Origin of the sequence: Gemmata palustris, assembly GCF_017939745.1 — a bacterium.
GTDB lineage: Bacteria > Planctomycetota > Planctomycetia > Gemmatales > Gemmataceae > Gemmata > Gemmata palustris.
Window position 1 is genome coordinate 2112746 of record NZ_JAGKQQ010000001.1, and the last position, 22810, is coordinate 2135555.

At 64.4% G+C, this 22810-nt stretch carries 22 protein-coding genes and 1 tRNA gene; 11 read left to right on the plus strand and 12 right to left on the minus strand.

Features of this window, described 5'->3' with window-relative positions; genetic code table 11:
- Window positions 1–166: 166 nt before the first annotated feature.
- A complete protein-coding gene (locus tag J8F10_RS08295) occupies window positions 167–685 on the plus strand; it encodes a PEGA domain-containing protein (RefSeq protein WP_210653368.1) in 519 nt (172 codons plus the stop codon).
- 25 nt (window positions 686–710) lie between these two features.
- Here J8F10_RS08295 and J8F10_RS08300 read toward each other — a convergent pair whose 3' ends face one another.
- Together J8F10_RS08300 and J8F10_RS08305 are read right to left on the minus strand one after the other, a co-directional pair.
- On the minus strand, window positions 711–2117 hold the full coding sequence (locus tag J8F10_RS08300) for a BRcat domain-containing protein (RefSeq protein ID WP_210653369.1): 1407 nt from the start codon (window positions 2115–2117) through the stop codon (window positions 711–713).
- Between the two features lie 284 nt (window positions 2118–2401).
- The gene (locus J8F10_RS08305) at window positions 2402–3655 is read right to left on the minus strand and encodes a ribonuclease D (protein ID WP_210653370.1); all 1254 of its coding nucleotides are present in this window, start codon (window positions 3653–3655) and stop codon (window positions 2402–2404) included.
- A 183-nt stretch (window positions 3656–3838) separates the two neighbouring features.
- On the opposite strand from J8F10_RS08305, the gene J8F10_RS08310 reads away from it, so the two are divergent.
- A complete protein-coding gene (locus J8F10_RS08310) occupies window positions 3839–4102 on the plus strand; it encodes a hypothetical protein (protein ID WP_210653371.1) in 264 nt (87 codons plus the stop codon).
- A gap of 9 nt (window positions 4103–4111) precedes the next feature.
- Window positions 4112–4513, plus strand: coding sequence for a hypothetical protein (locus tag J8F10_RS08315; protein WP_210653372.1), 402 nt, complete (start codon window positions 4112–4114; stop codon window positions 4511–4513).
- A gap of 26 nt (window positions 4514–4539) precedes the next feature.
- Here J8F10_RS08315 and J8F10_RS08320 read toward each other — a convergent pair.
- The 5 genes from J8F10_RS08320 to kdpF all read right to left on the minus strand — a co-directional run bounded on the left by J8F10_RS08320 (window position 4540) and on the right by kdpF (window position 11194).
- Window positions 4540–4610: transfer RNA gene (locus J8F10_RS08320), tRNA-Gln, on the minus strand.
- 504 nt (window positions 4611–5114) lie between these two features.
- Window positions 5115–6209 (minus strand): potassium-transporting ATPase subunit C, encoded by a 1095-nt coding sequence (locus J8F10_RS08325; protein ID WP_210653373.1) that lies wholly within the window; start codon window positions 6207–6209, stop codon window positions 5115–5117.
- A 350-nt stretch (window positions 6210–6559) separates the two neighbouring features.
- Window positions 6560–8734 carry a potassium-transporting ATPase subunit KdpB gene (gene kdpB / locus J8F10_RS08330; RefSeq protein WP_246523069.1) on the minus strand — a complete coding sequence of 725 codons (2175 nt, stop codon included), beginning with the start codon at window positions 8732–8734 and terminating at the stop codon, window positions 6560–6562.
- Between the two features lie 110 nt (window positions 8735–8844).
- Window positions 8845–10683, minus strand: a complete 1839-nt coding sequence (gene kdpA, locus J8F10_RS08335; protein ID WP_210653375.1) for a potassium-transporting ATPase subunit KdpA — start codon at window positions 10681–10683, stop codon at window positions 8845–8847.
- A 415-nt stretch (window positions 10684–11098) separates the two neighbouring features.
- Window positions 11099–11194 (minus strand): K(+)-transporting ATPase subunit F, encoded by a 96-nt coding sequence (kdpF, locus tag J8F10_RS38605; RefSeq protein ID WP_210653376.1) that lies wholly within the window; start codon window positions 11192–11194, stop codon window positions 11099–11101.
- 269 nt (window positions 11195–11463) lie between these two features.
- On the opposite strand from kdpF, the gene J8F10_RS08345 reads away from it, so the two are divergent.
- From J8F10_RS08345 to J8F10_RS08355, 3 genes are read left to right on the plus strand one after another with little or no spacing between them, the layout of a single operon-like run.
- The gene (locus J8F10_RS08345; protein ID WP_210653377.1) at window positions 11464–12831 is read left to right on the plus strand and encodes a sigma-54-dependent transcriptional regulator; all 1368 of its coding nucleotides are present in this window, start codon (window positions 11464–11466) and stop codon (window positions 12829–12831) included.
- Entirely contained in the window at window positions 12828–14714 is a 1887-nt protein-coding gene (locus J8F10_RS08350; RefSeq protein WP_210653378.1) for a sensor histidine kinase, read from the plus strand. The genes J8F10_RS08345 and J8F10_RS08350 overlap by 4 nt, the downstream gene beginning before the upstream one ends.
- The gene (locus J8F10_RS08355) at window positions 14704–15837 is read left to right on the plus strand and encodes a universal stress protein (protein ID WP_210653379.1); all 1134 of its coding nucleotides are present in this window, start codon (window positions 14704–14706) and stop codon (window positions 15835–15837) included. The genes J8F10_RS08350 and J8F10_RS08355 overlap by 11 nt, the downstream gene beginning before the upstream one ends.
- Window positions 15838–15860: 23 nt before the next feature.
- Here the strand turns inward: J8F10_RS08355 and J8F10_RS08360 are convergent, their stop codons facing one another.
- Window positions 15861–16253 (minus strand): bifunctional nuclease family protein, encoded by a 393-nt coding sequence (locus J8F10_RS08360; RefSeq protein ID WP_210661810.1) that lies wholly within the window; start codon window positions 16251–16253, stop codon window positions 15861–15863.
- 172 nt (window positions 16254–16425) lie between these two features.
- On the opposite strand from J8F10_RS08360, the gene J8F10_RS08365 reads away from it, so the two are divergent.
- Entirely contained in the window at window positions 16426–17592 is a 1167-nt protein-coding gene (locus tag J8F10_RS08365) for a PP2C family protein-serine/threonine phosphatase (protein ID WP_210653380.1), read from the plus strand.
- Between the two features lie 142 nt (window positions 17593–17734).
- On the opposite strand, the gene J8F10_RS08370 is transcribed toward J8F10_RS08365, so the two are convergent.
- Both J8F10_RS08370 and J8F10_RS08375 read right to left on the minus strand, forming a co-directional pair.
- Window positions 17735–18142 carry a DUF2171 domain-containing protein gene (locus J8F10_RS08370; protein WP_210653381.1) on the minus strand — a complete coding sequence of 136 codons (408 nt, stop codon included), beginning with the start codon at window positions 18140–18142 and terminating at the stop codon, window positions 17735–17737.
- Between the two features lie 138 nt (window positions 18143–18280).
- A complete protein-coding gene (locus J8F10_RS08375) occupies window positions 18281–18469 on the minus strand; it encodes a hypothetical protein (RefSeq protein WP_210653382.1) in 189 nt (62 codons plus the stop codon).
- Window positions 18470–18638: 169 nt separating this feature from the next.
- On the opposite strand from J8F10_RS08375, the gene J8F10_RS08380 reads away from it, so the two are divergent.
- From J8F10_RS08380 to J8F10_RS08395, 4 genes are all read left to right on the plus strand, one after another.
- Window positions 18639–19097 (plus strand): response regulator, encoded by a 459-nt coding sequence (locus tag J8F10_RS08380; RefSeq protein ID WP_210653383.1) that lies wholly within the window; start codon window positions 18639–18641, stop codon window positions 19095–19097.
- Window positions 19098–19259: 162 nt separating this feature from the next.
- Entirely contained in the window at window positions 19260–19715 is a 456-nt protein-coding gene (locus J8F10_RS08385; RefSeq protein WP_315854094.1) for a response regulator, read from the plus strand.
- Window positions 19716–20055: 340 nt separating this feature from the next.
- Window positions 20056–20238 carry a hypothetical protein gene (locus tag J8F10_RS08390; protein ID WP_210653384.1) on the plus strand — a complete coding sequence of 61 codons (183 nt, stop codon included), beginning with the start codon at window positions 20056–20058 and terminating at the stop codon, window positions 20236–20238.
- Window positions 20239–20414: 176 nt separating this feature from the next.
- Window positions 20415–20558, plus strand: coding sequence for a hypothetical protein (locus J8F10_RS08395; protein ID WP_210653385.1), 144 nt, complete (start codon window positions 20415–20417; stop codon window positions 20556–20558).
- Window positions 20559–21138: 580 nt separating this feature from the next.
- On the opposite strand, the gene J8F10_RS08400 is transcribed toward J8F10_RS08395, so the two are convergent.
- Both J8F10_RS08400 and J8F10_RS08405 read right to left on the minus strand, forming a co-directional pair.
- The gene (locus J8F10_RS08400; protein WP_210653386.1) at window positions 21139–22308 is read right to left on the minus strand and encodes a Gfo/Idh/MocA family protein; all 1170 of its coding nucleotides are present in this window, start codon (window positions 22306–22308) and stop codon (window positions 21139–21141) included.
- 63 nt (window positions 22309–22371) lie between these two features.
- A complete protein-coding gene (locus J8F10_RS08405) occupies window positions 22372–22806 on the minus strand; it encodes a GxxExxY protein (RefSeq protein WP_210653387.1) in 435 nt (144 codons plus the stop codon).
- Window positions 22807–22810: the final 4 nt, after the last annotated feature.

Here is a 22810-nt window from a genome sequence, read left to right on the forward strand (position 1 = left end):
ATAACTCGTCTTCAACTATCCTACGCCATCGGCGCGCACAATGCTGCCGCACCAGCGGAAATAACTGTCGAGTGGGCGAGGGCGGGTGGCGTTGACCGGTGCGCCCGTCCCTGGTATGCGGGCGCCTCATTAAATGCAACACCGTTAGTGCCGCAGGGGAACCGGGATGACGACGGGGCGAACCGTGCGACTGGCGGCGGTGCTGGCCGGGCTGACCGCCGCGGGGTGCGTGGACCGCCGGTTCGTGATCGAATCGAACGTGCCCAACGCCCAAGTATACATCGACAACAAGTCGATCGGGGCGGCCCCCGCCCACGCCCCCTACGAGTACTACGGCTACTACACGATCAAAGTCGTTCAACCCGGTTACGAGACGATCGAGGAGCGCGTCCACGTCCGGGCGCCGTGGTACGCCTACCCGCCGATCGACTTCCTCGCCGAGGTCGTCTGGCCGTTCCACATCCGCGACACGCGCCGCTACTACTTCAAACTCACCGAAGCGACCCAGGCGCGCGGGGACGACATTCTGATGAAGGCCGAGGAGCTCCGGCAGCGGGGTATGACGCTCCCACAAGCCGAGCGCCCCGCCGAACCCCGGCCCCCGAAGCCCAAGCCGGCGGCGCTCCCACCGGGTGCGCCCGTGCCGGACGCGGTCCCGAGTGTCGTGCCGAGCGTCACCCCTTAAAGCCAGCGACCCGCCCCGCGAAACGTTACCGCAGGGTGGACGCGATCTGGATGAACCGCGCCTCGAACACCCCGCGCTTCGCCAGCTCGCACCAGCAGTGAACGACGACGATCTTCTCGCCGATGCGCGCCGCCGACACCACGAGAAGGCGCGATTCCGACGAGGCGACCACGACCTTGGGGTCGGCCGGGTCCACCACTTTACTTTCAAACCGAACGACCGGCGTCTCCCCCTTCGGTAACGGGTCGCCCTCGGGGTCACCCGTGCGCTCGGTAAAAGTCGGCGCGGGGAGCTCGTCGTTCGCGGTCTTCACGTGATTCGCCCAGCGCGCTTTCACGAAGTCGCGTGCCCGGTCGAGCGGTTCCCCGGCGCCATCAAGGATGTAAACTTGTAGCTCGGCATCGTCCGTGAGGGCTTTGCGGTCGGCGCGCGGGGCGTGGCTGATCCGCAACCACCGGTCCAGTTCCGGGGTCGTTTGCTTCGGGGTTTCGATCGGCTCTTCTTTCCAGATGTCCTCGGCATCGGTGAAAACGTAGGGCACCGTACCGCCCTTGTAATCGACCTCTTTCGCGACCGTCTCGCGCCAGTCGTTACGAAGATCGAGCAGTTTGAACTTACCACGGAACGCCTTGAACTCGTCCTTCAGGCCCTCGAAATCATTTTCCCCGCACCACCCCACCCAAAAGTACGCGATCCCCTTACTTGTGGCGGTGTAGGCTTCGCCCTGCCAAACCAGATCGTCACTCTTCGCGCGGAACCGGAACCCGTGATCCGGCGAGATCTTTTGACCGAGCCAGGACGTTTCGGGCACCGGCTCCTTCGCGTACTCGCTGAACAACTGCTTCTTGAGAGGCACTTCCAGATCGCGCTTCATTTCGCTGGAGCGCGGGGCGCGCCCCTTCGCGTACTCGGTCGAGCCGAAGATGACGTAGGCCTCGGGGCTCTCGCGCTTGAACCCGTAGACGAAGGGCGAGCGCACCCGCAACCGCGTCGCGTCGTCCTGTGCCCACCCCGTCGGGAGCGGGTCGATGCTCACGTTCCGGTCCTTGTCCACCAGTGTCGTGCCACCGGAGGATGTGGAACTGGTGCTCCCGCCGCGGTTGAGGATCTTGAAAATGATCGCGATGGAGGTGCCGGCCATCAGTACGGCCGCGATACCCGCGAGGATGAACACCTGGTACCCGCCGGTCTTTCGCCCCGGGAGCGGTTCGTCCGGGTCGCGCTCCTCGAGCGCAGCGCGTCGCACGACCTCGAAGTCCGGCTCCAGAGGTGGGGCGGCGGGGGCCGGCGGGCGCACGGGGGCAACCGGAGGGGCACCGAGCGTGAACTGCATGGTGCAGCGCGGACAACTGAGCACCACACCCTTCGGCACCTGCGCCGGGTCGAACGTGTACGGACAACTCGGGTTCGGACACTTCAGCATGGTGCTCATCGGGGGTCCGATTCTGGTGCGGGTCCGTTCGCCGCGCGACCAATCTCATTAGTGTACCGTCACCGGCGCGGGCGCGGGCACCGGTTTTTCAGGACTTCTCGTCAGTGAGAGCTTGTGTTGTGATCCGTGGCACAAGCCTCTGACCTGTGGAACGCTACACAGGCCAGACGCCTGCACTACATAATTAAGGCCCAAACGCATCGCTCCAACTGGGCGCCACGACCACAAACCTGTCACACCTTCCGCGCACAGTTAAGGGCGCGGCTCGTTACAAAGAACCCGGATCAGCTTTCTGTCGGCTCCTCGACCTCCTCGTCGTCCAGTAGTTCGTCGTCTTCCGGTTCCAGTTCGACCAATTCCAGTGGCTCCGCGGCATTCGGGTTCGCGACACGAATCGCGGTGTCCCCGGACAGGATCGCGAGCAGTTCCGGGAGCACCGCCTTCGCGCGCCACCCGCGGCACAGCGCGACATCGGGCAGCGGTTCGCCGGCGGCCCGATGTCGCACGATCGCCTTCAGGTCCGAACCCGACGACACGAGGTTCGCGGCCAGGCGGTTCCGCCCCGCGAAGTCGGCAAGGACCACGTTCAGGAGGTTGCCGAGCAGCACGATGTTCGAGGTATCGTTGTCGCGGGCCTCCGGCTCGGGGCACTGGTCGGGCGGCAACGCCTTCGCGCGCTTGATCGCGTCGATAATGGCCTCCTCCTGCCCGCGCGGGAGCCCGCGGACCGCGTGCAGCTCTTCGGCTTTTGTGGGCGCGCGGCGCGCGATTTCAATGAGCAAATCGTCGCGCATCAGGAACCGCGGGGGGCGATTGAGTTTCTCCGCGAACTTATCGCGCCAGCCGTAAACTTCGCGCGCGACGGCAAGTGCGCGCCGGTCTAATGCGCCGATACCCTTGATTTTCCGCCACCTTTCGACGGTCACGTCGTCCGCGACCGCTTTCCGCACCGCGGTGGCGAATTCTTCCTGTGCCCACTCAAGTCTCTTGTACCGCTTCAACCGCTCCGTGAGTTTGCGGTGCGCGGGGAGCAGGTAGCGCACATCGTCGTAGGCGTACCGCACCTGGGCCGGCGTGAGCGGGCGCTTGCGCCAGTCGGTGAGCGTCTCGCCCTTCTGCATCCGCTGGTGCAGCAGGTCGTGAACGAGCCCCGCGTACCCGATCGGGTACGTCATCCCGACGAGGCCCGCGGCGATTTGCACGTCGAACACGTTCGGCGGCGCGCTACCCGCTTGAAAGTAGCACATGCGCACGTCCTCGCGCCCCGCGTGGACGATCACGGTGCGGTCGGGGTCGAGCAGGATCTGCCAGAACTCGTCGAGCGGGCCGCACTCGTAGGGGTCGATGACGAAGAGCTGCTCGGCGGTCGCGACCTGGACCAAGCACAGTTCCGGGCGGTACGCATCTTCCCCCACGAACTCGGTGTCGAAACCGACGAGCGGCGCGCCCGCGAGGTGCGCGAGGCACGCGGTCAGTTGGGCCGGGTGCGTGACGAGTTGTTCCGGCAGGGCGGGCCGTTTGGCCGGGCGGCGGGGCATTGGAACGAGCCTGAGTTTCGAGGATGATACGCGCCCATCGTGGCGCAGGGGGCGCTACGCGGTCAAGCGCGAGTGTCGCCGGGGGACGAGTTTCCCTCCCCGCGAACACCTTCTGTTGGCATATTCCGGGAACGCGAACTTCCCAGACGGTAGAATCGGGTTAGCCCGCGCGCGGAGGTCCAAATGCTCGACGAGTTGCTCGAACAGAAGGTCGTGATCGATCTCGTGAGCCCCTACGTGTGCCTCGGGCGCCTGGTGCGGTTCGACGAGCACTTCCTGGAGCTGAAGAACGCGGACCTGCACGACCTCCGCGACACCGAAACGACGCGGGAGCTGTACGTCGCGGACTCGGTCGCCACCGGGATCAAGCGGAACCGCAAGCGCGTGCTCGTGCGCCGGAGCGAAGTGGTCGCGATCTCGAAGCTGGAAGACGTGGTGAACGAGTGAGGGGCGAACATGGGCGTTGCGGTTTTTATCGTCGCCGAGCCCGCGAATCAGCGTTTCGATCTCGACGTGTCGGGTAAGGCGCTCGCGCGGTCCGGGCTTGATAGCCGCAAGCCCGGAAACGGGCTCCGCGCCCTGGACGAATTTTTCAGCACCTCGCCGGACGAGGCGGCCGCTGCGTATTCGGAATTTCTAGACGGGCCTCCGGCACCCGAAGGCGGCTTCCCACCCGAACAGTGGTTCGCAGCCGCCGACGGGCTTGCGACCGTTCGCGCACTTCTCGCGTACCTGGCCGCAAATCCGACTGATACGCGAAACACTCCGGCGGTACTCGACGATCTCCACGATTTTGAACGTATTCTGACGGTTTTGGATGCCGCGGAAGTGCGGTGGCATTTGGGCATCGACTATTGATCGATGGGATAAAGAGTTGTGTCAAGTTACCCGGCTAGGATTCGAACCTAGACGAAGAGAGCCAAAATCTCTTGTGCTACCGTTACACTACCGGGTAAAAAACAGCGAGTCGAACTTAAATTCTTACAGGTCCAAATCTTCCGTTCAAGAGTGACCAGGAACCATTAGTCAGGTTTTGGTCGCTTTAGATTCCGTGGGGCATTAGTTTGGCGAACCTGGCTCCAGAACATTCACCCTGCTTCAAATCGGTACGCGAGTTCCGCGTCGGGGTATGGAGATTATACCGCCACGCAGGAAGGTGTCGAGATCTGAAAAAATGTGCAGAGTGGCAACCCAATTTGCGAGTCGGAGAATTCACCGCGGGTTCCCGGCACCCCGTGACCAACGTGGTGTCCGGGTGATCTGAAAAGAATCATCCCCGGTGTTTGTTTCGCAATTCACTGCGCCCACCTGAACACATGCAGTATGCCGAGTCGAAGAGATGTTCCCAGGAACCTATTTTCCGCATCGCGGATTTGCAAGGAACGAGGCTCGGCCTTTGTCAGTCGGATTGAAATCACCCGACTGACAAAGGCCGAGCCGTGCGACTCTCTACGGAGACTTATTTGCTCGGCGCGGGCACCGGGAAGTTGGCGTCCAGTTCGCGATTCACCTCCAAAACGTTGACCAGCGGTTCGCCGACGAGCCCACCGAGCGGGGTGAACGCACGCTTTTTCACGAGGGCGGTGATGTCGTCGCGGACCTTCTTGCCGTCGGCACCGGGCGCAGTGCGTGCCTTCGCCACGCGATCAAGTTGATACACCGATAGCGCGTTGCGAAGCGTGATGTCCGGGTCCAGCCCCGAACCCGAGGCCATCACCATGTCCGCGGCTACCGGTTCCAGGTCCGCAACGCGAGTCGCGTTCGCCGGGTCGCGCAACCACAACTCGAAGAGGTTCGCGCTGATCGCGCTATCAGACGATACCGGCTCGATGCGCTTGACTTTGGTCTTGTCCGGCTGCTCGACGTCCACGACGCCCGGCCACTTTCCGGGGTGAGTCTTCGCGAAACTGGCGAAGAAGCCCGCGGCCAAATCTTCGGGTTTGGGATCGTCCGTTTTGGTCGGGTTGGCGGCCTTCCAGTCGCTAATCACCTCCGGGTGGCCCTTCACCCACGCGAGGATGAACTCGCCCTGAAGCCCGTACTTCTCGTCGGACGTGTCGGTTTTGGCCGCGAAATCTGTCTTGGCCCAGTTCCCGACCGCCAGATCGAACTCGCCCGCCCAATCCGCGACCCGATCCGGTTTGGCCGCGAACCACACTTCGATATCCTTCTGAACGGTCTTTTCGAGATCGGCCCCGGTGTAGAACCGGCTGTTCTTCTTGTACTGGACGATCGGCCCGAGGAACTGCGACACGCGGTCCCGGAGTTTCGGGTTGTTCGCGCCCCAATTCGACGCCCCGGACGCGGTCGCGTTGTAACTGGCTGCGGACGGCCGCGACCAGAAATACTCGTCGCTTGTGAACGGTTGCGCGATCAACCGCGAACCTTTCACCACGTCCTTCCCGTCCGGTCCCGGTTCGGTAATCAGGCTCCCGGACGCAGCGGTCGGGAACAGCCCGCGCCCGACGGCGTACATCACCGCGGGGTAAAGAACACAACAGACCACGACCGTGAATACCAGCAAAAACAAGTTCGCACGCAGATGAGCTTTCATATTTGTCCCTCAATATCCGGCGCGTTGCCGCGACCGGGTGATTTTGAAACGAGGTCGCGCCTCGACGAGCCGCGACCGCAAGTGTGATGTTCGTGAGTGTGGTCCGCTCGCTCCGCGAGCGGTTGGCCTCCTGCGTTATGGCGTCGCACTCGATACCCTGGACGCCCAAGCCCCGCTCGCGGAGCGAGCGGACCACACTCACGATTCTTTTGCGTTCATTTGCTTGTGGCACAGGCCTCTGGCCTGTGGAGGCGCAACACAGACCAGAGGCCTGTGCCACAAAATCCCGAGCGGAAGCCCAAGCCCTGCTCGCGGAGCGAGCGGACTACATTCGCTCCCGCACGAATCGGCTAGGCCATACCGAGCACGGCCAACAGCGTGTCGATGAGCTTGATGCCGACGAACGGGATAATCACGCCGCCCACCCCCCAGACAAAGAGGTTGCGCCGCAGAAGCGCGTCCGCCCCCACCGGCCGGTACGTCACCCCGCGCAGCGCGATCGGGATGAGCAACGGAATGATGATCGCGTTGAAGATGACCGCCGAGAGAATCGCCGAGGTCGGCGAGGTCAGGTTCATCACGTCGATGGCCTTGAGCCACGGGAGCGTACCCGCGAACAGCGCCGGCACGATGGCGAAGTACTTCGCCAGGTCGTTCGCGATGCTGAACGTGGTGAGCGCGCCGCGCGTCATCAGGAGCTGTTTGCCGATCTCGACGACCTCGATCAACTTCGTCGGGTCGCTATCGAGATCCACCATGTTGCCGGCTTCTTTGGCCGCCTGGGTGCCACTGTTCATGGCCACCCCGAGATCCGCTTGCGCGAGGGCCGGGGCGTCGTTGGTCCCGTCGCCCATCATCGCCACGAGCCGCCCGCCCGCCTGCTCTTTGCGGATGTAGGCGAGCTTCGCTTCCGGGGTCGCCTCCGCGATGTAGTCATCGACGCCGGCTTGCTCCGCGATGCTCTTCGCGGTCAGCGGGTTGTCCCCGGTCACCATGACGGTGCGAATGCCCATCTTCCGTAAGCGCTCGAACCGCTCCTTGATCCCCGGCTTGAGGATGTCTTCCAGCACGACCAGCCCGACGATCGCGTTCCCTTCGGCGATCAGAAGGGGTGTCATCCCCTGACTCGCGAACGAGTTCACCTGCTCTTCAGTGTGCGGCGGGATGATTCCGTTCTGCGCCTTGACGTATTTGATAACGGCGTCCGACGCCCCCTTGCGAATCGCCCGGCCGTCCGGCAAATCCACGCCGCTCATTCGAGTCTGCGCGGTGAACGCGATGAACCGCGCGCCCGACGGCGGGACGGCCGCGAGCGCGGTGGACGTGCGCCGCTGCAGTTCGACAATGCTCTTGCCCTCGGGCGTCTCATCGGCCGCGCTCGATAACGCTGCAAGTAGGCCCACTTCGGTCGCGGCGAGGCTCCCGAGTGGGACGAACCGCGTTGCGCGACGGTTACCGAGGGTGATGGTCCCGGTTTTGTCGAGCAACAGCGTATCGATGTCCCCGGCCACTTCGACCGCTTTACCGCTCTTGGCGATCAGGTTGGCCCGAAGTGCGCGGTCCATGCCCGCGATACCGATCGCCGCGAGTAGCGCGCCGATGGTGGTCGGGATCAGGCACACGAGCAGCGCGACCAGCGTCGGAACGTCGGTACCCAAGCTCTTCAGTTCGGTCGCCCCGACGAACCCCTTCATGTAGTCCTCGGCGTGTGCGGCCATCGGCCACAGTGCCACGACCACAATCAAGAAGATCAGCGTGAACGCGGAGAGCACGAGCGAGAGCGCGATTTCGTTCGGCGTCCGCTGCCGGGCCGCGCCTTCGACCAGCGCGATCATCCGGTCCAGGAACGATTCCCCCGGCGCCGCGGTCACGCGCACCAGGATCGCATCAGACAGGACGCGCGTCCCACCCGTCACGCCGGAGCGGTCACCGCCGGACTCGCGCACGACGGGTGCCGATTCGCCGGTAATAGCGGATTCGTCCACCGACGCGACGCCCTCAACAATCTCGCCGTCACCGGGAATGACCTGACCGGCCTCGACGATCACCAAGTCGCCGGGCTTGAGGCGCGTGGATGGCACTTCGTCAATGAACGAGCGCGGCTCGCGCAACCACGCGGCGAGCGTACCGGCCGGCACGCGGGACGTGTCCGAGACGCGCAACCGCTGCGCCGGCGATTCCTGGCGCGTCTTGCGGAGTGCATCGGCCTGAGCCTTCCCGCGAGCTTCGGCGAGGGCTTCCGCGAAGTTGGCGAAGAGAACCGTCAGGAACAACCACACGTCCAGCGCGATCAAGTAGCCGAGCGTGGCCATCGTGGAGCCGGGAGCGACCACCTTGTACGCCGTGTACACGAACGACAGCAGAGTGCCGACTTCGACCACGAACATCACTGGGTTCTTCCACAGGATGTCCGGTCGCAGCATGACAACGGCACGCACCAGAGCCGCGCGCAGCAGGTCGGGCGCGAACAGGCTCAGGCGCCGACTCGCGCGGCGAGCCAGCTTCGGATCGGTTTCGGGAGGCATCAATGTCGCGGACATATTCGTTGTGTGGAGTTAGAGTTTTGGGCGATCGGCCGGCGTCCGCCGGCCGCGAATTCCCTGGGCCGCGAATAGCCGCGGCCCCGAGCCGGGCACTAGCGACCGAACGGCATCGGCCCGAAGTGCTCAGCCACCGGCCCCAGGCACATGGCCGGGAGGAACAGCAGCGCACCGACCAGGAGCACCGTGCCCAGCAGCACGAACCCGAACGTGGCGGTGTCCGTGCGCATGGTGCCCGACGTGAACGGCGTCGTCTTCTTCCGCGCGAGGCTGGCCGCCAGCGCGAGCGGGGCGATGATCGGGATGAACCGGCTCAGGAGCATAACCAGCCCCGTCGCGATGTCCCAGTGGGCCGCGAACGGCGCCGGGGTCGAGAGGTTCTTCTTCGCGTCGTTGAACCCGTGCGTGTCACCCAGCCCCTCGAACCCGGACCCGTTGTTCGCGCTCGCCGAGCTGAACTCGTAGAGGATCTCACTGAACCCGTGCGGTCCCGGGTTGTTGGTCGCCGCCGTGCCCCAATCGAGGGCCGCGAACAGCCCGGTGGGACCGAGCACCATGACCGGGTGAATGAGCAGCGCGAGCATCGCCAGCTTCATCTCGCGCGATTCGATCTTCTTGCCCAAATACTCCGGGGTGCGGCCGACCATCAGCCCCGCCAGGAACACGCCCACGACCAGGTAGATCAGCATGTTAATCATCCCGACGCCCTTGCCACCGAACACGCAGTTCAGTTGCATCCCGGCCAGCGGAGTGATCCCCGCCAGCGGGTTCAGGCTGTCGTGCATGCAGTTCACCGACCCACAGGTGACCGCAGTAGTCACGGCCGAGAACGTCGCGCCCGCGGACGGGCCGAAGCGCAGTTCCTTGCCCTCCAGATTGCCGAGTCCCTCCTGATCGACCGGCAGCGCCCCCAGTGCGGGAACGACCTTCTCCGGCGCGCCCGCGACTTTCACGGTGCGCTCGGGTTGCGCCAGTAACCCGGGGTTCGGCTTCAGGGTGTCGTGGTAGACGGCCCAGCCGATCATCGCCGCGAACATCACCATCATCACGGCGTAGATCACAGCCGCGTGGCGCATCTGGTTCAGCATCCGCCCGAACATCACGACGAGCGAGAACGGGAAAATCAGGATGCTGACGCACTCCAGGTAGTTGGTCCACGCGCTCGGGTTCTCGAACGGGTGCGTCGAGTTCGCGCCGAAGAACCCGCCACCGTTGGTGCCCAGGTGCTTGATCGGGAGGACTGCGGCGACCGGTCCGCGTGCGATCACTTGCGGTTTCGGCACGTCCTTGCCGTCAACGGTATCCGTCCCCATTGCGCCGACCTGCACGGTTTGTGCTTCCGCCGCCGGTTCGAGGGTCATGGGCATGCCGGACGCGATCAACAGCACCCCGGTGAGGACACTGAACGGCACGAACACGTACATCACCACGCGCCACATGTCCACGTAGTAGTTGCCCATGTGCGGGTCGCCCCGCAGCCCACGAATCACGGCCGCGAGCGCGCAGAACCCGACCGCGGCCGAGACGAACATGTTCCAGACGACGAACACGAGCTGCGAGAAGTACGACAGGTGCTGCTCGCCCGAGTAGTGCTGGAGGTTGGTGTTCGTGAGGAACGAGGTCACGGTGTTGAAGATCGTGGTCGGGGACAGCATCCCCTTCCCGTCCTTGAACACCGGGTCCGACTGGTTCAGCGGCAGCACCGGCTGCAGCGCGAGGACCAGGTATCCGAACACGAACATGACCGTGTTGAACAGGAGCAGACTGACCGCGTACTGTTTCCAGTTCTGCGATCCGGTATCGAGTCGGCGCTCGACCCAGCGGAGCGGGCCGAACCCCTTGTACTTGCCGTCAATAACGCCGGCCAGGTAGCGCCCCATTGGAACGGAGAGCAGAACCGTTGTGCCGACGATCAGTAATGGAAGGAGCCACATTGCGGTACTCTTAAATCAAGGGAGCGCGAAATCCGATTTGGTCCCGCATTAAAGCGGAACTGTTCGGAATCGTGTTAAACGAGCCGCGACCGCAAGGGAGCGGGTGCCGCGACTTCCGGTGTGGTGCTGGTGAGTGTGGTCCGCTCGCTCCGCGAGCGGTTGGCTTCCCGCGCTGTAACATTGTGCCCGAAGTCCTGGTGGTCCAAACCCGCTCGCGGAGCGAGCGGACTACACTTCAGGGCAGATGGCTTCCTGAACCGCGCCCGAAGCCCCGGAAGCCCAAGCCCCGCTCGCGGAGCGAGCGGACCACACTCACGGCTCAGGCACACAGTTGCGGGTTCGTCACGAACGTTCCCACGGGAGGCGCCTCCGCTCCCTTGCGGTCGCGGCTCGTTACAAGGAACCCGAAACCGAACTAAAACCGTTCGGGCCGCAGGAGCGCGGCGAGCAGGTACACGAACAGGAACAGGGTCACGGCCACGGTGATCCAGATCACGGCAGTTCTCCTCACACCTTGTCGCACGCGACGACGAAGGCGAACATGAGCGCGAAAACAACCAACCCGACGCCGATGGTTAGCGGCACCCAAAACTCAAGAGACATCTCACGATCCTCCGGCAGCGTTGTTGCGTTATCCCTCTTGGCAGTTCCCGCGCCGAAGCTCACGGAATCGCCGAACCGCTGGAAATGACGAGACTTACGAAATTGGCTCTCTCAACCCCGCGTGGACGCGGGTTGCGAACCGCACGACGAGGATTGCAAACTGCAACCCGGTGACCCATGAAGCACACGACCGAGCCGTTTAACCTGCTCGTGATCGACGACGAGACGGCCCTGCGCCGGACGCTCCGGACGGCGCTGGAGAGCATGGACCACAAGGTCACCGAGGCCGCGAACTCCGCGCAAGCGCTGGAGGCAGTCCGGCGCCAGCGCTTCGACCTCGCGTTCCTCGACCTGCGTCTCGGGAGCGAGAAAGGGCTCGACCTGCTCCCCGAACTGCTCCGCTCCGCGGGCGATCTGCACGTCGTCATCGTGACCGCGTTCGCCGGATTCGATTCCGCAGTCGAAGCCATGCGCAGGGGAGCGTTCGACTATCTGCCCAAGCCGTTCACCCCGAACCAGATCCGGATGGTGCTCGACCGGTCTGCCCTCGTTCGAGGATTGCGGAATCGAGTCGCAGCCCTCGAAGAGCGCGTGGGCGGACCCGACCCGGCAAGTGAACTGGAAACTCAGGAACCCGTCATGCAGCGCGTCCTCGATGCGGCCTTTCAGGTCGCTCCGACGGATGCGACGGTGTTGCTCCGCGGTGAAAGCGGGACCGGCAAGAACGTCCTCGCCCGGGCGCTCCACGCCCGGAGCAAGCGTTCCAAGCGCCCGTTCGTGACGGTCCACTGCCCGAGTTTGTCCGCCGAGTTATTGGAAAGTGACTTGTTCGGGCACACGCGCGGCGCGTTTACCGGTGCCGTGCAGGACAAAACCGGGAAGGTGGACGCGGCCGACGGCGGAACGCTCTTTCTGGACGAGGTGGGCGACCTCCCGCCCGTGCTCCAACCGAAATTGCTCCGGCTGGTGCAGGACCGCGAGTACGAGCGGGTCGGAGAGCCGGTCGTGCGCCGGGCGGACGTGCGCATCGTCGCCGCGACCAACCGCGCGCTGGAAGCCGAGGTCGCCGCGGGGCGGTTCCGGGAGGACTTGTTCTACCGGCTCAACGTGATCGACCTGACGGTCCCTTCGCTGCGCTCGCGGCGCAAGGATCTGCTGTCCATCGCGCACGGCCTGCTCGCGTTCTTCAACCGTCAATCCGGCAAGTCGGTGACCGGCTTCACCGCGGAAGCCGAAGCGGTCATGAGCGCTTACTCGTGGCCGGGCAACGTGCGCGAATTACGTAACGCGGTCGAGCGCGGCGTGATTATGACCGCGGGACCGGAGATCGGGGTGGAGCACCTGCCCGGCCAACTCACCACCGCGCCCGCACCCCGAATGGAAATCGGCGGGCACGTCACGCTCGAAGACCTGGAAGCCGAGCACATTCGCCGGGTAATCGCATCGGCCCCGTCGCTCGACGAGGCCGCCCAGGTTCTCGGCATCGACCCGAGCACGTTGTGGCGCAAGCGGAAGCGGTCGAACCCGCCGAAGGGGAACCCATGAGACTGCGCACCCGCATCTTGCTCGCGTTTTTGCCGCTCGTCGCGCTCCTGACCGCACTCGGAACCATCGGGTTCGCGCAGCTCGACCGGACCGGCACGCGGATCGACGCGATCCTGGAAGAGAACTACGCCAGCGTTCAGGCCATGTTCCGGTTGAACGAGGCACTGGAGCGAATGGACTCGTCGTTCCAGTTCGCACTGTCGGGGCGAACACAGGAAAAGGAAGCAGAAGCCCGGAACCAGTTCGAGGCGTACTGGCGCGCGTTCGAGGAGCAGTTCCGAATCGAAGAGAGCAACGTCACCATTCACCCGGACGAGGACGAACTGGTCACGCGGTTACGAACTCTAAAAGACGACTACCGCCGGCGCGGGGTGCGATTCTTCGCCCCGTCTCGCGCCCAGACGGGGCGACACGCGGACTACGAGGGCACCCCGGGCGACCGCGGCCTCCTCGGTACATTCCGCGAGATCAAAGTCGTGTCCGGCGAGATCCTCCGCATCAATCAACAGAGCATGGAACGCGCCCGGGACGATGCACGCCACACGGCGCGCCGGGCACTCGTCGGATTCGGGATCAGCCTCGGCGCCCTGGTCGCGCTCGTGTTCGGGATCGCGTGGTACCTGCTCCGCAAGATCCTGGGGCCGATCCGGGCCGTGACCGAAGCGGCACAGGCCATCGGCGGATCGGGGCAACTCGACCGCGAGGTGCCCGTCTTTGGCCGGGACGAACTCGGTCAGCTCGCTCAATCCTTCAACGCGATGACCGCGCAACTGCGCGTCTACCGGCGCTCGAACCTGGACCGAATGGTGCGCGCCCAGCGCACGGCGCAAGCGACGATCGATTCGTTCTCCGACCCGATTCTCGTGGTGGACCCGGGCGGGCGCGTGGAACTGGCGAACCCTCCGGCACAGGGGCTACTCGGCGTCGCGCCTGTGGGGAGCGATACCGGCCCGATGTGGCAACCGCCCGATCCGCTCCGCGTGCCGCTGGCGGACGCACTCCAGGCTCAGCGCACGTACCAGCCCGAAGGCTTCGATCAGGTCGTTTCGTTCCGGTCGGGTGGCGAGGAGCGCACGTACCTGCCGCAAATCCGCCCGATCCGTTCCCCGGAGGGCGATACCCTCGGCGCCGCCGTGGTCCTGAACGACGTAACTCGGTTCCGTTTGCTCGACCAGTTCAAGTCGGACCTCGTTGCGACCGTGAGCCACGAGTTGAAAACGCCCCTCACCTCGGTGCGTCTGGCCGTTCACGTTCTTCTGGAAGAAACGGTGGGGCCGCTCACACCCAAGCAAACGGAACTGCTCCTGGATGCACGCGACGGCAGCGAGCGGCTCCTCGCGCTCATTGACCAGTTGCTCGCGCTCGCACGGCTCCAGCGCCCGCGTGACGAAACGACCTTCACCCCCGCGGACCCGGCCGAGCTACTCAGACACGCAGCCGAAGAAGTGCGATCAAGGGCCACCGACAAACACGTCGAACTGGCCCTCACGGGAAACGAACCAACTCCACTGATCGCAGTCGATGCAACCCGAATCGGCCAGGCGCTCGGCAACATCCTCAACAACGCGATCACCTACACCGCGCCCGGCGGTCGGATCATACTCGCCGCCGGCTCAGAAGCGGATGGGCGAGTGGTCCTCACGATCACCGATACAGGCGTCGGCATCCCGGCGGAACACCTCCCGCATGTGTTCGACCGGTTCTTCCGCATTCCGGGGCAAAGTGACGAGGCCGGTACCGGTCTGGGCCTGGCGATCGTGAAGGAAGTGGTCACGGCCCATCGGGGCGAAGTCACGTGCGTAAGTGAGCCCGGAAAGGGGACGACGTTCCGGATCACGCTCCCCGCCTGGGACGAGCGAACGGGAGCACACCATGACCACTGACACGGCTCGCCCCGGCCCCGAACGGTTCCTGACGCTCTTGCGGGAACAGCAGCGCGGCCGGCTGAAGGTCTACCTCGGTTTCGCGCCCGGTGTGGGCAAGACCTACGAGATGCTCCAGGAGGGCCACCGGCTCCGTAAGCAAAACGTGGACGTGGTGATCGGGGTAGTCGAGACGCACGGGCGCGCGGACACCGCCGCGCTCGTCAACGATCTCGAACAGGTTCCGCGGCGCAAGCTCGAATACCACGGGGTCGTACTCGAAGAGATGGACCTGGACGCGGTGCTCCACCGCCGGCCGACGGTCGCCCTCGTGGACGAACTGGCGCACACCAACGCGCCGGGCGGCCGGCACGCGAAGCGCTACCAGGACGTGGAGACGCTGCTTCAGGCCGGGATCAGTGTCATCACCACAATGAACGTTCAGCACCTCGAAAGCCTGTACGACATCGTCGAACGGTTCGCCGGAGTGAAGGTCAAGGAGCGGGTGCCCGATTACGTGCTCGCGCAGGCGCACCAAGTGGTTAACGTGGACCTGCCCGCGGAGGATCTTCAGGAGCGGTTGCGGGCCGGGAAAGTGTACCCGCCGGAGCGGGCCGAACGCGCGCTGGCGAACTTCTTCACGGAACCGAACCTGAACCAGCTCCGCGAGATCGCGCTGGAACAGGTCGCACACGTACTGGACCGGCGCCGACACGAGCGCGACGGCTCAGCGCAAGCGAACACGTCCGCGCGGGTCATGGTGTGCCTCTCGAGCCGCAGCCCCAACGCGCTGCGGTTGCTCCGCAAGGGCGCGCGACTCGCCGACCGGCTCGGCGCCCCGTGGTACGCGGTCTACGTGCAAACTCCGGGCGAAAGCACGGAAAAGACCGACGCCGCGACCCAGCGCCGCGTGGCCGACGCCCTCGCCCTCGCGCAACAACTCGACGGGGTGCCGCTCACATTCAAGGGGGCCGATTTCCCGTCCGCGGTGTCCGCGTTCGTGGCGGAGTACGGCATCACGCACCTCGTGATGGGCCGCCCGCAGCGCCCGTGGTACCGGCGCTGGCTCGGCCCATCGCTCCTCGACCGGCTTCTCCACGCGGTACACGGGGTCGACGTTGTCATCGTGGACACGGCCCCCTGAGCGCGTGACCGACCGCGGGCGTGCTATTCGTCGTCTTCCAGTGCTTCGCCGAGTACGGCTTCGTTCACGTAGATCGGCACCCGGTTGGCCACCGCGACCGCGATCGCGTCGCTGGGGCGGCAATCCACTTCGGTCAATTCGCCGTCCTTGCGGATTCGGAGTTTGGCGAAATACGTGTGTTCCTTCAGGTCGCTGATGACGATGTCCTGGATCTCCCCGCCCATTTGCTCCACCACGGCGGTGATGAGGTCGTGCGTGAGCGGGCGCGGGGCCTGGATGCCCTTCACGCGGCGGTCGATACTGGTGGCCTCAAAAATACCGATTACGATGGGAAAATTGCGCTCACCGTCCACTTCCTTCAGCACAACGATCTGGTGTTCAACCAGTTCACTGATAATGATCCGGCGGAGTTCCATCTGAACGGGCACGGCGACAACCCTCGGTTGCAGTAATTGGTGTTTCGCGTTTAGTGTTTGTGGGGAGCTTTTGGCCGAACCGCGCCTTTGGAGCAGAAGGTGTCCCCCAAAAACTCGACAACCCAATACTAAACACCAAAGCCGAAACACCAAACACGAAACACCCAAGCCGATGCCCACCCCCGCCACTGTGCTGCTGAGCTGCCCGCCGGGTCGGACCGATGGTGACGAACTCCGAAAACTGGTCGCGTCCGCGGGGTTCGTGGTCACCGACCACGCGCTCGGCTCCGCGCCGGCAGTGGATTTTGATCCGATCGTGGTCGCGCTCGTCGACGCGGGGACGCGCGCGGATGTGGCCGCGGCCCAAACCCGGCGCTGGCGGGCGGAACTCGGCGACCAAATCGTGCCGGTACTGTGGATCGCCCCGCCGGAACTGGGCGCGGCCGGGCTGGACTCGGGGGCCGATGTGGTGCTGGCGCCCCCCCTCGACCCGGGCACGTTCGTGGCGCAGCTCCGCGCGCTGGCCCGGACCAAATCGACCGCGGCGCGCGTCGCGGTCCGCGCCACGGAGGCGCGGCTCCTCGGCGACCAGTTGAAAAAGGCACTGGCCCAACTCGAGCGCGAGCAAGAAATGGCCCGCCGGGTTCGCGCCACGTTCCTGCCGCGTTCGTTCCCACAGATCGGCGGCGCGCGGTTCCACGTGTGCTACCGCCCCCGCGGGCGCTCGGGGGGCGACTTCTACAACGTGCAGCGCCTGGACGAGCACCACGTCGGGTTCCTCGTGGGCGACGTGGGCGGCACCGGCGCCGCGGCGGGCGGGTTGCTCGGCACGTTCGTCCTGCGGTCCGTCGTGATGAAAGAAATCACGGGCCAGAGTTACCGCATCGTGCCGCCGGACGAGGTGCTGGGCACCGTGAACCGGCTGCTGGTCGGGCTGAGTGCGGACGACCTCCCGCTCGTCGCGATGCTGGCGGGCGTGCTGAACGCCAAAACCGGCACCCTCACGGTGGCCCGTGCCGGGCTCCCGGTGCCGGTTTATGTCCCCGCGTCCGGCGGACCGGACGTGTGGGCCGTCCCGGGACCGTTCCTCGGCACCGCGGACACCACCTACCAGGCCCGGTCCGCGACCCTCAACCCGGGCGACCGGCTCCTGATCGGCACCGACGGGATGCGGCCCACCGGCGACCCCGGCCCCGGCGGACCGGACCGCCTGCTGGAAGTGGTCTCCAAGCACAGCGCGGCGGCCGGCGCCGACTTCGTGGACACGGTCGCGCGCGAGTTGCTCCAGCACGTCCGCCACGCCGACGATTTCACGCTGCTCGGGATCGAGATGACGTGAGGCGAGCCCGACCACGTCAACACCCAATCGGACCTGGTACGAGGGGCTGGGCACTGAGAACGCTCCGTAACGGGAACGCGAAGCGGCCCGCTCCTTTTTAGTGGAACGGGCCGCGGGTCGCGTCGGAGTTGGTATTGGCGCTTTAAGCGCTACAGCTCGCGCACGAGGCGGCATCGCTCTTCCAGCCGCTCTCGGTCTCGACCGAGTTCTTGGTCAGGTGAACGTGGTTCTCGTGAACGCGCCCCACCCACGCGGTCGGGATGAAATGGTGTTGGCCGTCCGAACTGTCGCTCTTGGTCAGCTTAATGCTGCTCCCCTCGAGGTGATCCACGACCCCGACTTTCTTGCCACACGAGGCGTACACCTCCATGTGCTCCTTGATCCCCGACACGCCTTCGCTCGGGCCCTTGCTATCGCACCCGATTCCGGCCTTCTCTTTGACGTAGGCGGTGGCTTCCGAAACCCCTTCCGCGATCTTGTGGCCGACGTTCTTGGCCGCATCAACGACCGCTTGGCCCGCGTCCGCGGCCTTATCTTTGAGGTTCGACATAGTTGTGCTCCTGTGAGAGGTGTAACGAGTGTTGCGGCAGCCCTCTGCCACATCTCGGTTGAGAAACTGCAAACGACGAGCCGAAAATCAAAAGACCCGCCCCAATTAAGGGCGGGTCCAGTCGAGCCGACGCGGAGGTCACGCGCCGCTCTTGTCCTTCAACTTCTCCCCGGCGTCCTTCGCCGCCTGGCCCACCGATTTGGCCGCGTTCGCGGTCTTTTCGGCAACGGTTTCGGCCCCTTCCTTCGCCTTCTCCCCCGCCTTCTTCGCGGCGTCTTTCACGGCTTCGCCCGCGTTTTCGATCTTCTCGCGAATGGTATCCGCCATGACAGGTGCTCTCCTCGGAGTTGATGGATCTCACCGGAGTTATCGGTCCGGCCACCGCACCCCTAGCCGATGCACACGAAGTGCCAATCGCGCGCGTCCGGCGCGCCGATTGCATTATCTATTTCCCGTTTGATACCTTCCTACTCACACACTTCAACCGGCCTTCCCAATGTTCACCGAACCATTTCCTCTATCCGCGATCCGCGGGTCCGCACCGTTCCCGCTCCGGCTCCGGCTCCGCGTACTGGTCGTCGATGACAACCGGGACGCGGCCGACTCGACGGCCGAACTGCTCGCGATCTGTGGGGCCGATGTGACCGCCCGGTACGACGGGGAAACGGGACTCGCGGCGGTCGTGGAGTGGAAGCCCGACGCCGTGATCCTCGATCTCACGATGCCCGGAATGGACGGGTACGCGGTGGCGCGTCGAATCCGCACCGTCAGCGCTGCGACGCAATCGATCGGACCACTTCTGGTGGCGCTGACGGCTCTGGGCGACGAGCAAACGAAAGAACGAGCCGCGGGGTGCGGGTTCAACTTGCACTTTACCAAACCGGTCGATCCGGCCGAGCTGCTCCACGTTCTGGGCGAGCACGTGGCTCTCGCTGGGAACGGCCCCGCGCACTGAGCGCCCGCACCAATGCTCCGGCGGCGCGTCCCAGTACGTGCGGGCCGGGGCCGGGATTTTCCTGGCACGATGATTGCTAATTTTGGCCCGGGGATGTCCCTGTCCCCGCACGTTTTTCGCCCGCGGAGCCCGTGAACCGGGCACACCCAAGAGAGCCGTATCGTGAGTTCCGGTGACACCGGGCAGCACGCCCCCGAAGGGGTGCCGCCCCTTCGCGTGCTGTACATTGACGACAACCGAGATCTGGCCGATTCCGCGGTCGATCTCTTGCGCCTCGTCGGGTTCGATGCACGGGCGTGCTATGAGGGCGAAACAGCACTCGCGGAGGCAAGAGAGTTCCTACCGGCCCTTTATCTGATCGATCTAAACATGCCGGGGATGAATGGAGACGAATTGGCCGTGCGGCTCCGCGAGCAAACGGGCGGCAAATTGGTACTGATCGCGATTACCGCGATGAGCGATGAATCGAGTCGCGCGCGAATCAAGGCGGCGGGTTTCGACCTGCACCTCGTTAAGCCCGTCGATCCGCACAAACTGCTATCGGTCGTGGACGTACTCTGGCAAACGTGGAAATCGGATCACGAGCCCGCTTCGCAGGGAAACAAATTGCGAACGTAGTCGCCTCACGGTTCTACACGTCCGATCGCCTCCTCGCTGCATATCACGGATCTTCCCGATCCCACGTTTCGGCCAATCCACTCAGACGACCTCGCGTGGAATCCCGACGGCCCGCTATGTGCATATTGGCATTGGATCTCCGTCACGGACCGTTTGTGGTCCACCGGAAACACCCACAAAAGCCGCGCACTCGGGCCGGATTCCACGCCGAATCGCACGCCGTTGAGTGAGTCACGTTCCGTTCAAAGGGTCGATGATGTCTTCGGACGCTCCCCGCCTCTTGCTATTCCGATGCGAGCACTGCCGGCGCACCTTTGCGTCCTCCCCGAACGAGGTCCGCATGAGCACGCGGTACAACCGGTGGCCCGCGTGCTGCAGACGGGACATGGTCCTTTACCTCGAGGCCGAGCGCCCGGAACCGAACGCGACGCAGGTAACCGCGCCGGTTCTGCTGCTCACAGACGACCAACCCACTGGCACCACCATCCTGAGCTTCCCAAAAGATCGAACGCGCACCGGGTAATGGCGCCGACGATCAAACGTCCCGGCGAAACGCACATGACGTCGAGTCACCCCGAACCCGATCGCGCGCGCGTCTCGCTGTTTCGGTGCGCCCATTGTGGTCGCGCGCTCCCTGCGACGCCGGCTGAAGTGCGCAGCGTCGTGCGCGGAAGTTGGCCGCGGTGCTGCGCTCGGGACATGGCGCTTTTCATTCCGGCCGAGCGCCCCGCGCCCGATGCGGCCCGCGTGACGGCACCACCACTCACTTTGCCGAGCGCCGACCCGACGGCCGAAACCACCACGATGCCCGCGCTGCCGAACCCCATCAAACCCATCGAATAGGTGAAACAGCGCGGGCGATCGGATTCGTGCGCCCCACTGAGCGACAAGAGCGCGTCACACCTTCGCACCCCACCCAATTACTGGTGGCACGAGCCCGATCGGACCTCAAATTATTTGTATTCCCCCGTACACTATCGTATAATTACTAGTTGTCGAGTTGTTGCGCTGAACACGATTATCGAGGGCGGCGGGGCACATCCTTGTGGACGGGTGTACCCAAGCGGATTTGGGACAGGGCCGGTATCAACCGAATTTCACCAGAATGTTAGCCCGGAGCCGCGGAATTTGGGCGATCGTTAGCCGAAAGTTAGCCGCGCGAGTGGTTCTTAAGGCGGCGATTGATGTCAAAAGACTTGAAATATCAGCACTTGACGCGATATCCCTTCGGGCCTCCCGGCCCGAGGCCCCAAAATGTTAGCGTTTGTTAGCCGCTGCCCCCGCGGTGAAGAGGCAGCAAGGGCCAGGGCCGATATGTGGACGAGGGGCTCTGGCCCCACCGGTCGTTGGCACGCGCGGTTCACCCGCCTTATGGCGAACCGCGCGTGCCAACGACCGGATGATCCTTCTACAGCGAGCGGCATCACGCCTTCGCCACGTTCACCCATTTTTCGCTCTTCGCCGAATCGAGGATCGCGTCCAGCACGCACTGTGTTTCGAGCGCGTCTTTGAACGTCGGGCCTTGGGGCTTCCCGGTCTCGAGCCCCTGGATGAAGTCCGCGACCTGGTGCGTGAAGCTCGAGTCGTAGCCGATCGCGAGCCCCGGCACCCACCACTTGTCCATGTACGGGTGCTCGGCGACACCGTTCTTGTCGGTCCCGTTGTCCGTGACGTGGACGCTCTTCCAGCCGCGGATCTTGCTGTCGTCCTTGTAGTCGAACACCTGGAGCCGCTGGAGGTCGTGCAGGTCCCAGGAAAGGCTCATGTTCTCGCCGTTGATCTCGAACGTGTACGCGGCCTTGTGCCCGCGGGCGTAGCGGGTGCTCTCGAAGTTCGCGAGCGAGCCGTTCTCGTATCGCCCCATGAACGTGCAGGCGTCGTCGATGCCGACCTTCTCGACCTTCCCGGTCAGGTTGTGCAGCCGCTCCTTCACAAAGGTCTCCGTCATCGCGCACACGCTGTCGAGCCGGCCGTTCAGCCAGATGCTCGTGTCGATGCAGTGCGCGAGGAGGTCGCCGCTGACGCCGCTACCGGCCGCGGCCACGTCGAGCCGCCAGAGCCCCTGCCCGCCCTGCGGCAGGTCGGACTTGATCGTCCAGTCCTGGAGGAACTTCGCGCGGTAGTGGTAGATCTTGCCGAGCCGCCCCTCTTCGATGAGCTTCTTCGCGAGCGTGACCGCGGGGATGCGGCGGTAGTTGTACCACACCATGTTCGGGACGCCGGCTTTCTCGACCGCCGCGACCATCTCGCGGCCCTCCGGCACGTTCATGGCCAGGGGCTTCTCGCACAGGATCGCCTTCTTGTTCGCGGCGGCCGCGAGCGCGATCTCCTTATGCATGTTGTTCGGCGTGCAGATGTCGATAACGTCGATGTCCGGGCGCTCGACCAGTTTGCGCCAGTCGGTCTCGGTGGACTCGTAGCCCCACTGGTCCGCGAACGCCTTGATCTTCTCGGCGTCGCGGGCGCAGGCCGCTTTGAGCACCACTTCGTGCTGGGAGGGGAAGAACTGGCCGACCTGCTTGTACGCATTCGAGTGGGCACGGCCCATGAACCCGTACCCGATCATGCCCACGCGGAGCTGTTTCTTGGCCATTTGGAGAGACCTCGAGGAAAACAGTGACAGAGCCACGGATTAACACAGAAACCACGGATCAGATCAAGCAGATTCGATCTTGGGCCGCAACCGCTTGCGCTCGTTGTCGAAGACGAGGCGCTTGAAGCGCGGCTTTGGACCGAAGTTGAGCAGTAAGCCCACTTCAGCGGACGAAGCTTTCAGATAGTTCAATAGCTGCGAATTGTGGGCGGGCGCCAGATCATCCGCAGCCTTCAATTCGAGGATCACGGCGTGTTCCACAAAGATATCGGCGAAGAAATCGCCGACGAGGTGACCGCGAAAAAAGACGGGTAAGTGAACCTGGGTTTCGACCCTCAATCCCGCATCGGTGAGCGCGAGAAGCATAGATTTGTGGTAAACACTCTCGAGAAATCCGAACCCCAGTTCGTTGTACACCTCGTAAAATACGCCAATGATCTTCTCGGTGGTCTCACCGTGTCGGAGGTCACCGCGCGGGGCGTCGTCGGTCGAGTTCATGTGG

Bases quoted from the DNA above. Each gene is read 5' to 3' on its own strand.
- J8F10_RS08375 (WP_210653382.1), bottom strand. From the start codon at position 18,469: ATGGCGGATACCATTCGCGAGAAGATCGAAAACGCGGGCGAAGCCGTG.
- J8F10_RS08400 (WP_210653386.1), bottom strand. From the start codon at position 22,308: ATGGCCAAGAAACAGCTCCGCGTGGGCATGATCGGGTACGGGTTCATG.
- J8F10_RS08295 (WP_210653368.1), top strand. From the start codon at position 167: ATGACGACGGGGCGAACCGTGCGACTGGCGGCGGTGCTGGCCGGGCTG.
- kdpB (WP_246523069.1), bottom strand. From the start codon at position 8,734: ATGCCTCCCGAAACCGATCCGAAGCTGGCTCGCCGCGCGAGTCGGCGC.
- J8F10_RS08300 (WP_210653369.1), bottom strand. From the start codon at position 2,117: ATGAGCACCATGCTGAAGTGTCCGAACCCGAGTTGTCCGTACACGTTC.
- J8F10_RS08305 (WP_210653370.1), bottom strand. From the start codon at position 3,655: ATGCCCCGCCGCCCGGCCAAACGGCCCGCCCTGCCGGAACAACTCGTC.
- J8F10_RS08380 (WP_210653383.1), top strand. From the start codon at position 18,639: ATGTTCACCGAACCATTTCCTCTATCCGCGATCCGCGGGTCCGCACCG.
- J8F10_RS08370 (WP_210653381.1), bottom strand. From the start codon at position 18,142: ATGTCGAACCTCAAAGATAAGGCCGCGGACGCGGGCCAAGCGGTCGTT.
- J8F10_RS08360 (WP_210661810.1), bottom strand. From the start codon at position 16,253: ATGGAACTCCGCCGGATCATTATCAGTGAACTGGTTGAACACCAGATC.
- J8F10_RS08355 (WP_210653379.1), top strand. From the start codon at position 14,704: ATGACCACTGACACGGCTCGCCCCGGCCCCGAACGGTTCCTGACGCTC.
- J8F10_RS08310 (WP_210653371.1), top strand. From the start codon at position 3,839: ATGCTCGACGAGTTGCTCGAACAGAAGGTCGTGATCGATCTCGTGAGC.
- J8F10_RS08395 (WP_210653385.1), top strand. From the start codon at position 20,415: ATGGCGCTTTTCATTCCGGCCGAGCGCCCCGCGCCCGATGCGGCCCGC.
- J8F10_RS08390 (WP_210653384.1), top strand. From the start codon at position 20,056: ATGAGCACGCGGTACAACCGGTGGCCCGCGTGCTGCAGACGGGACATG.
- J8F10_RS08315 (WP_210653372.1), top strand. From the start codon at position 4,112: ATGGGCGTTGCGGTTTTTATCGTCGCCGAGCCCGCGAATCAGCGTTTC.
- J8F10_RS08345 (WP_210653377.1), top strand. From the start codon at position 11,464: ATGAAGCACACGACCGAGCCGTTTAACCTGCTCGTGATCGACGACGAG.
- J8F10_RS08350 (WP_210653378.1), top strand. From the start codon at position 12,828: ATGAGACTGCGCACCCGCATCTTGCTCGCGTTTTTGCCGCTCGTCGCG.
- J8F10_RS08405 (WP_210653387.1), bottom strand. From the start codon at position 22,806: ATGAACTCGACCGACGACGCCCCGCGCGGTGACCTCCGACACGGTGAG.
- J8F10_RS08325 (WP_210653373.1), bottom strand. From the start codon at position 6,209: ATGAAAGCTCATCTGCGTGCGAACTTGTTTTTGCTGGTATTCACGGTC.
- kdpA (WP_210653375.1), bottom strand. From the start codon at position 10,683: ATGTGGCTCCTTCCATTACTGATCGTCGGCACAACGGTTCTGCTCTCC.
- J8F10_RS08365 (WP_210653380.1), top strand. From the start codon at position 16,426: ATGCCCACCCCCGCCACTGTGCTGCTGAGCTGCCCGCCGGGTCGGACC.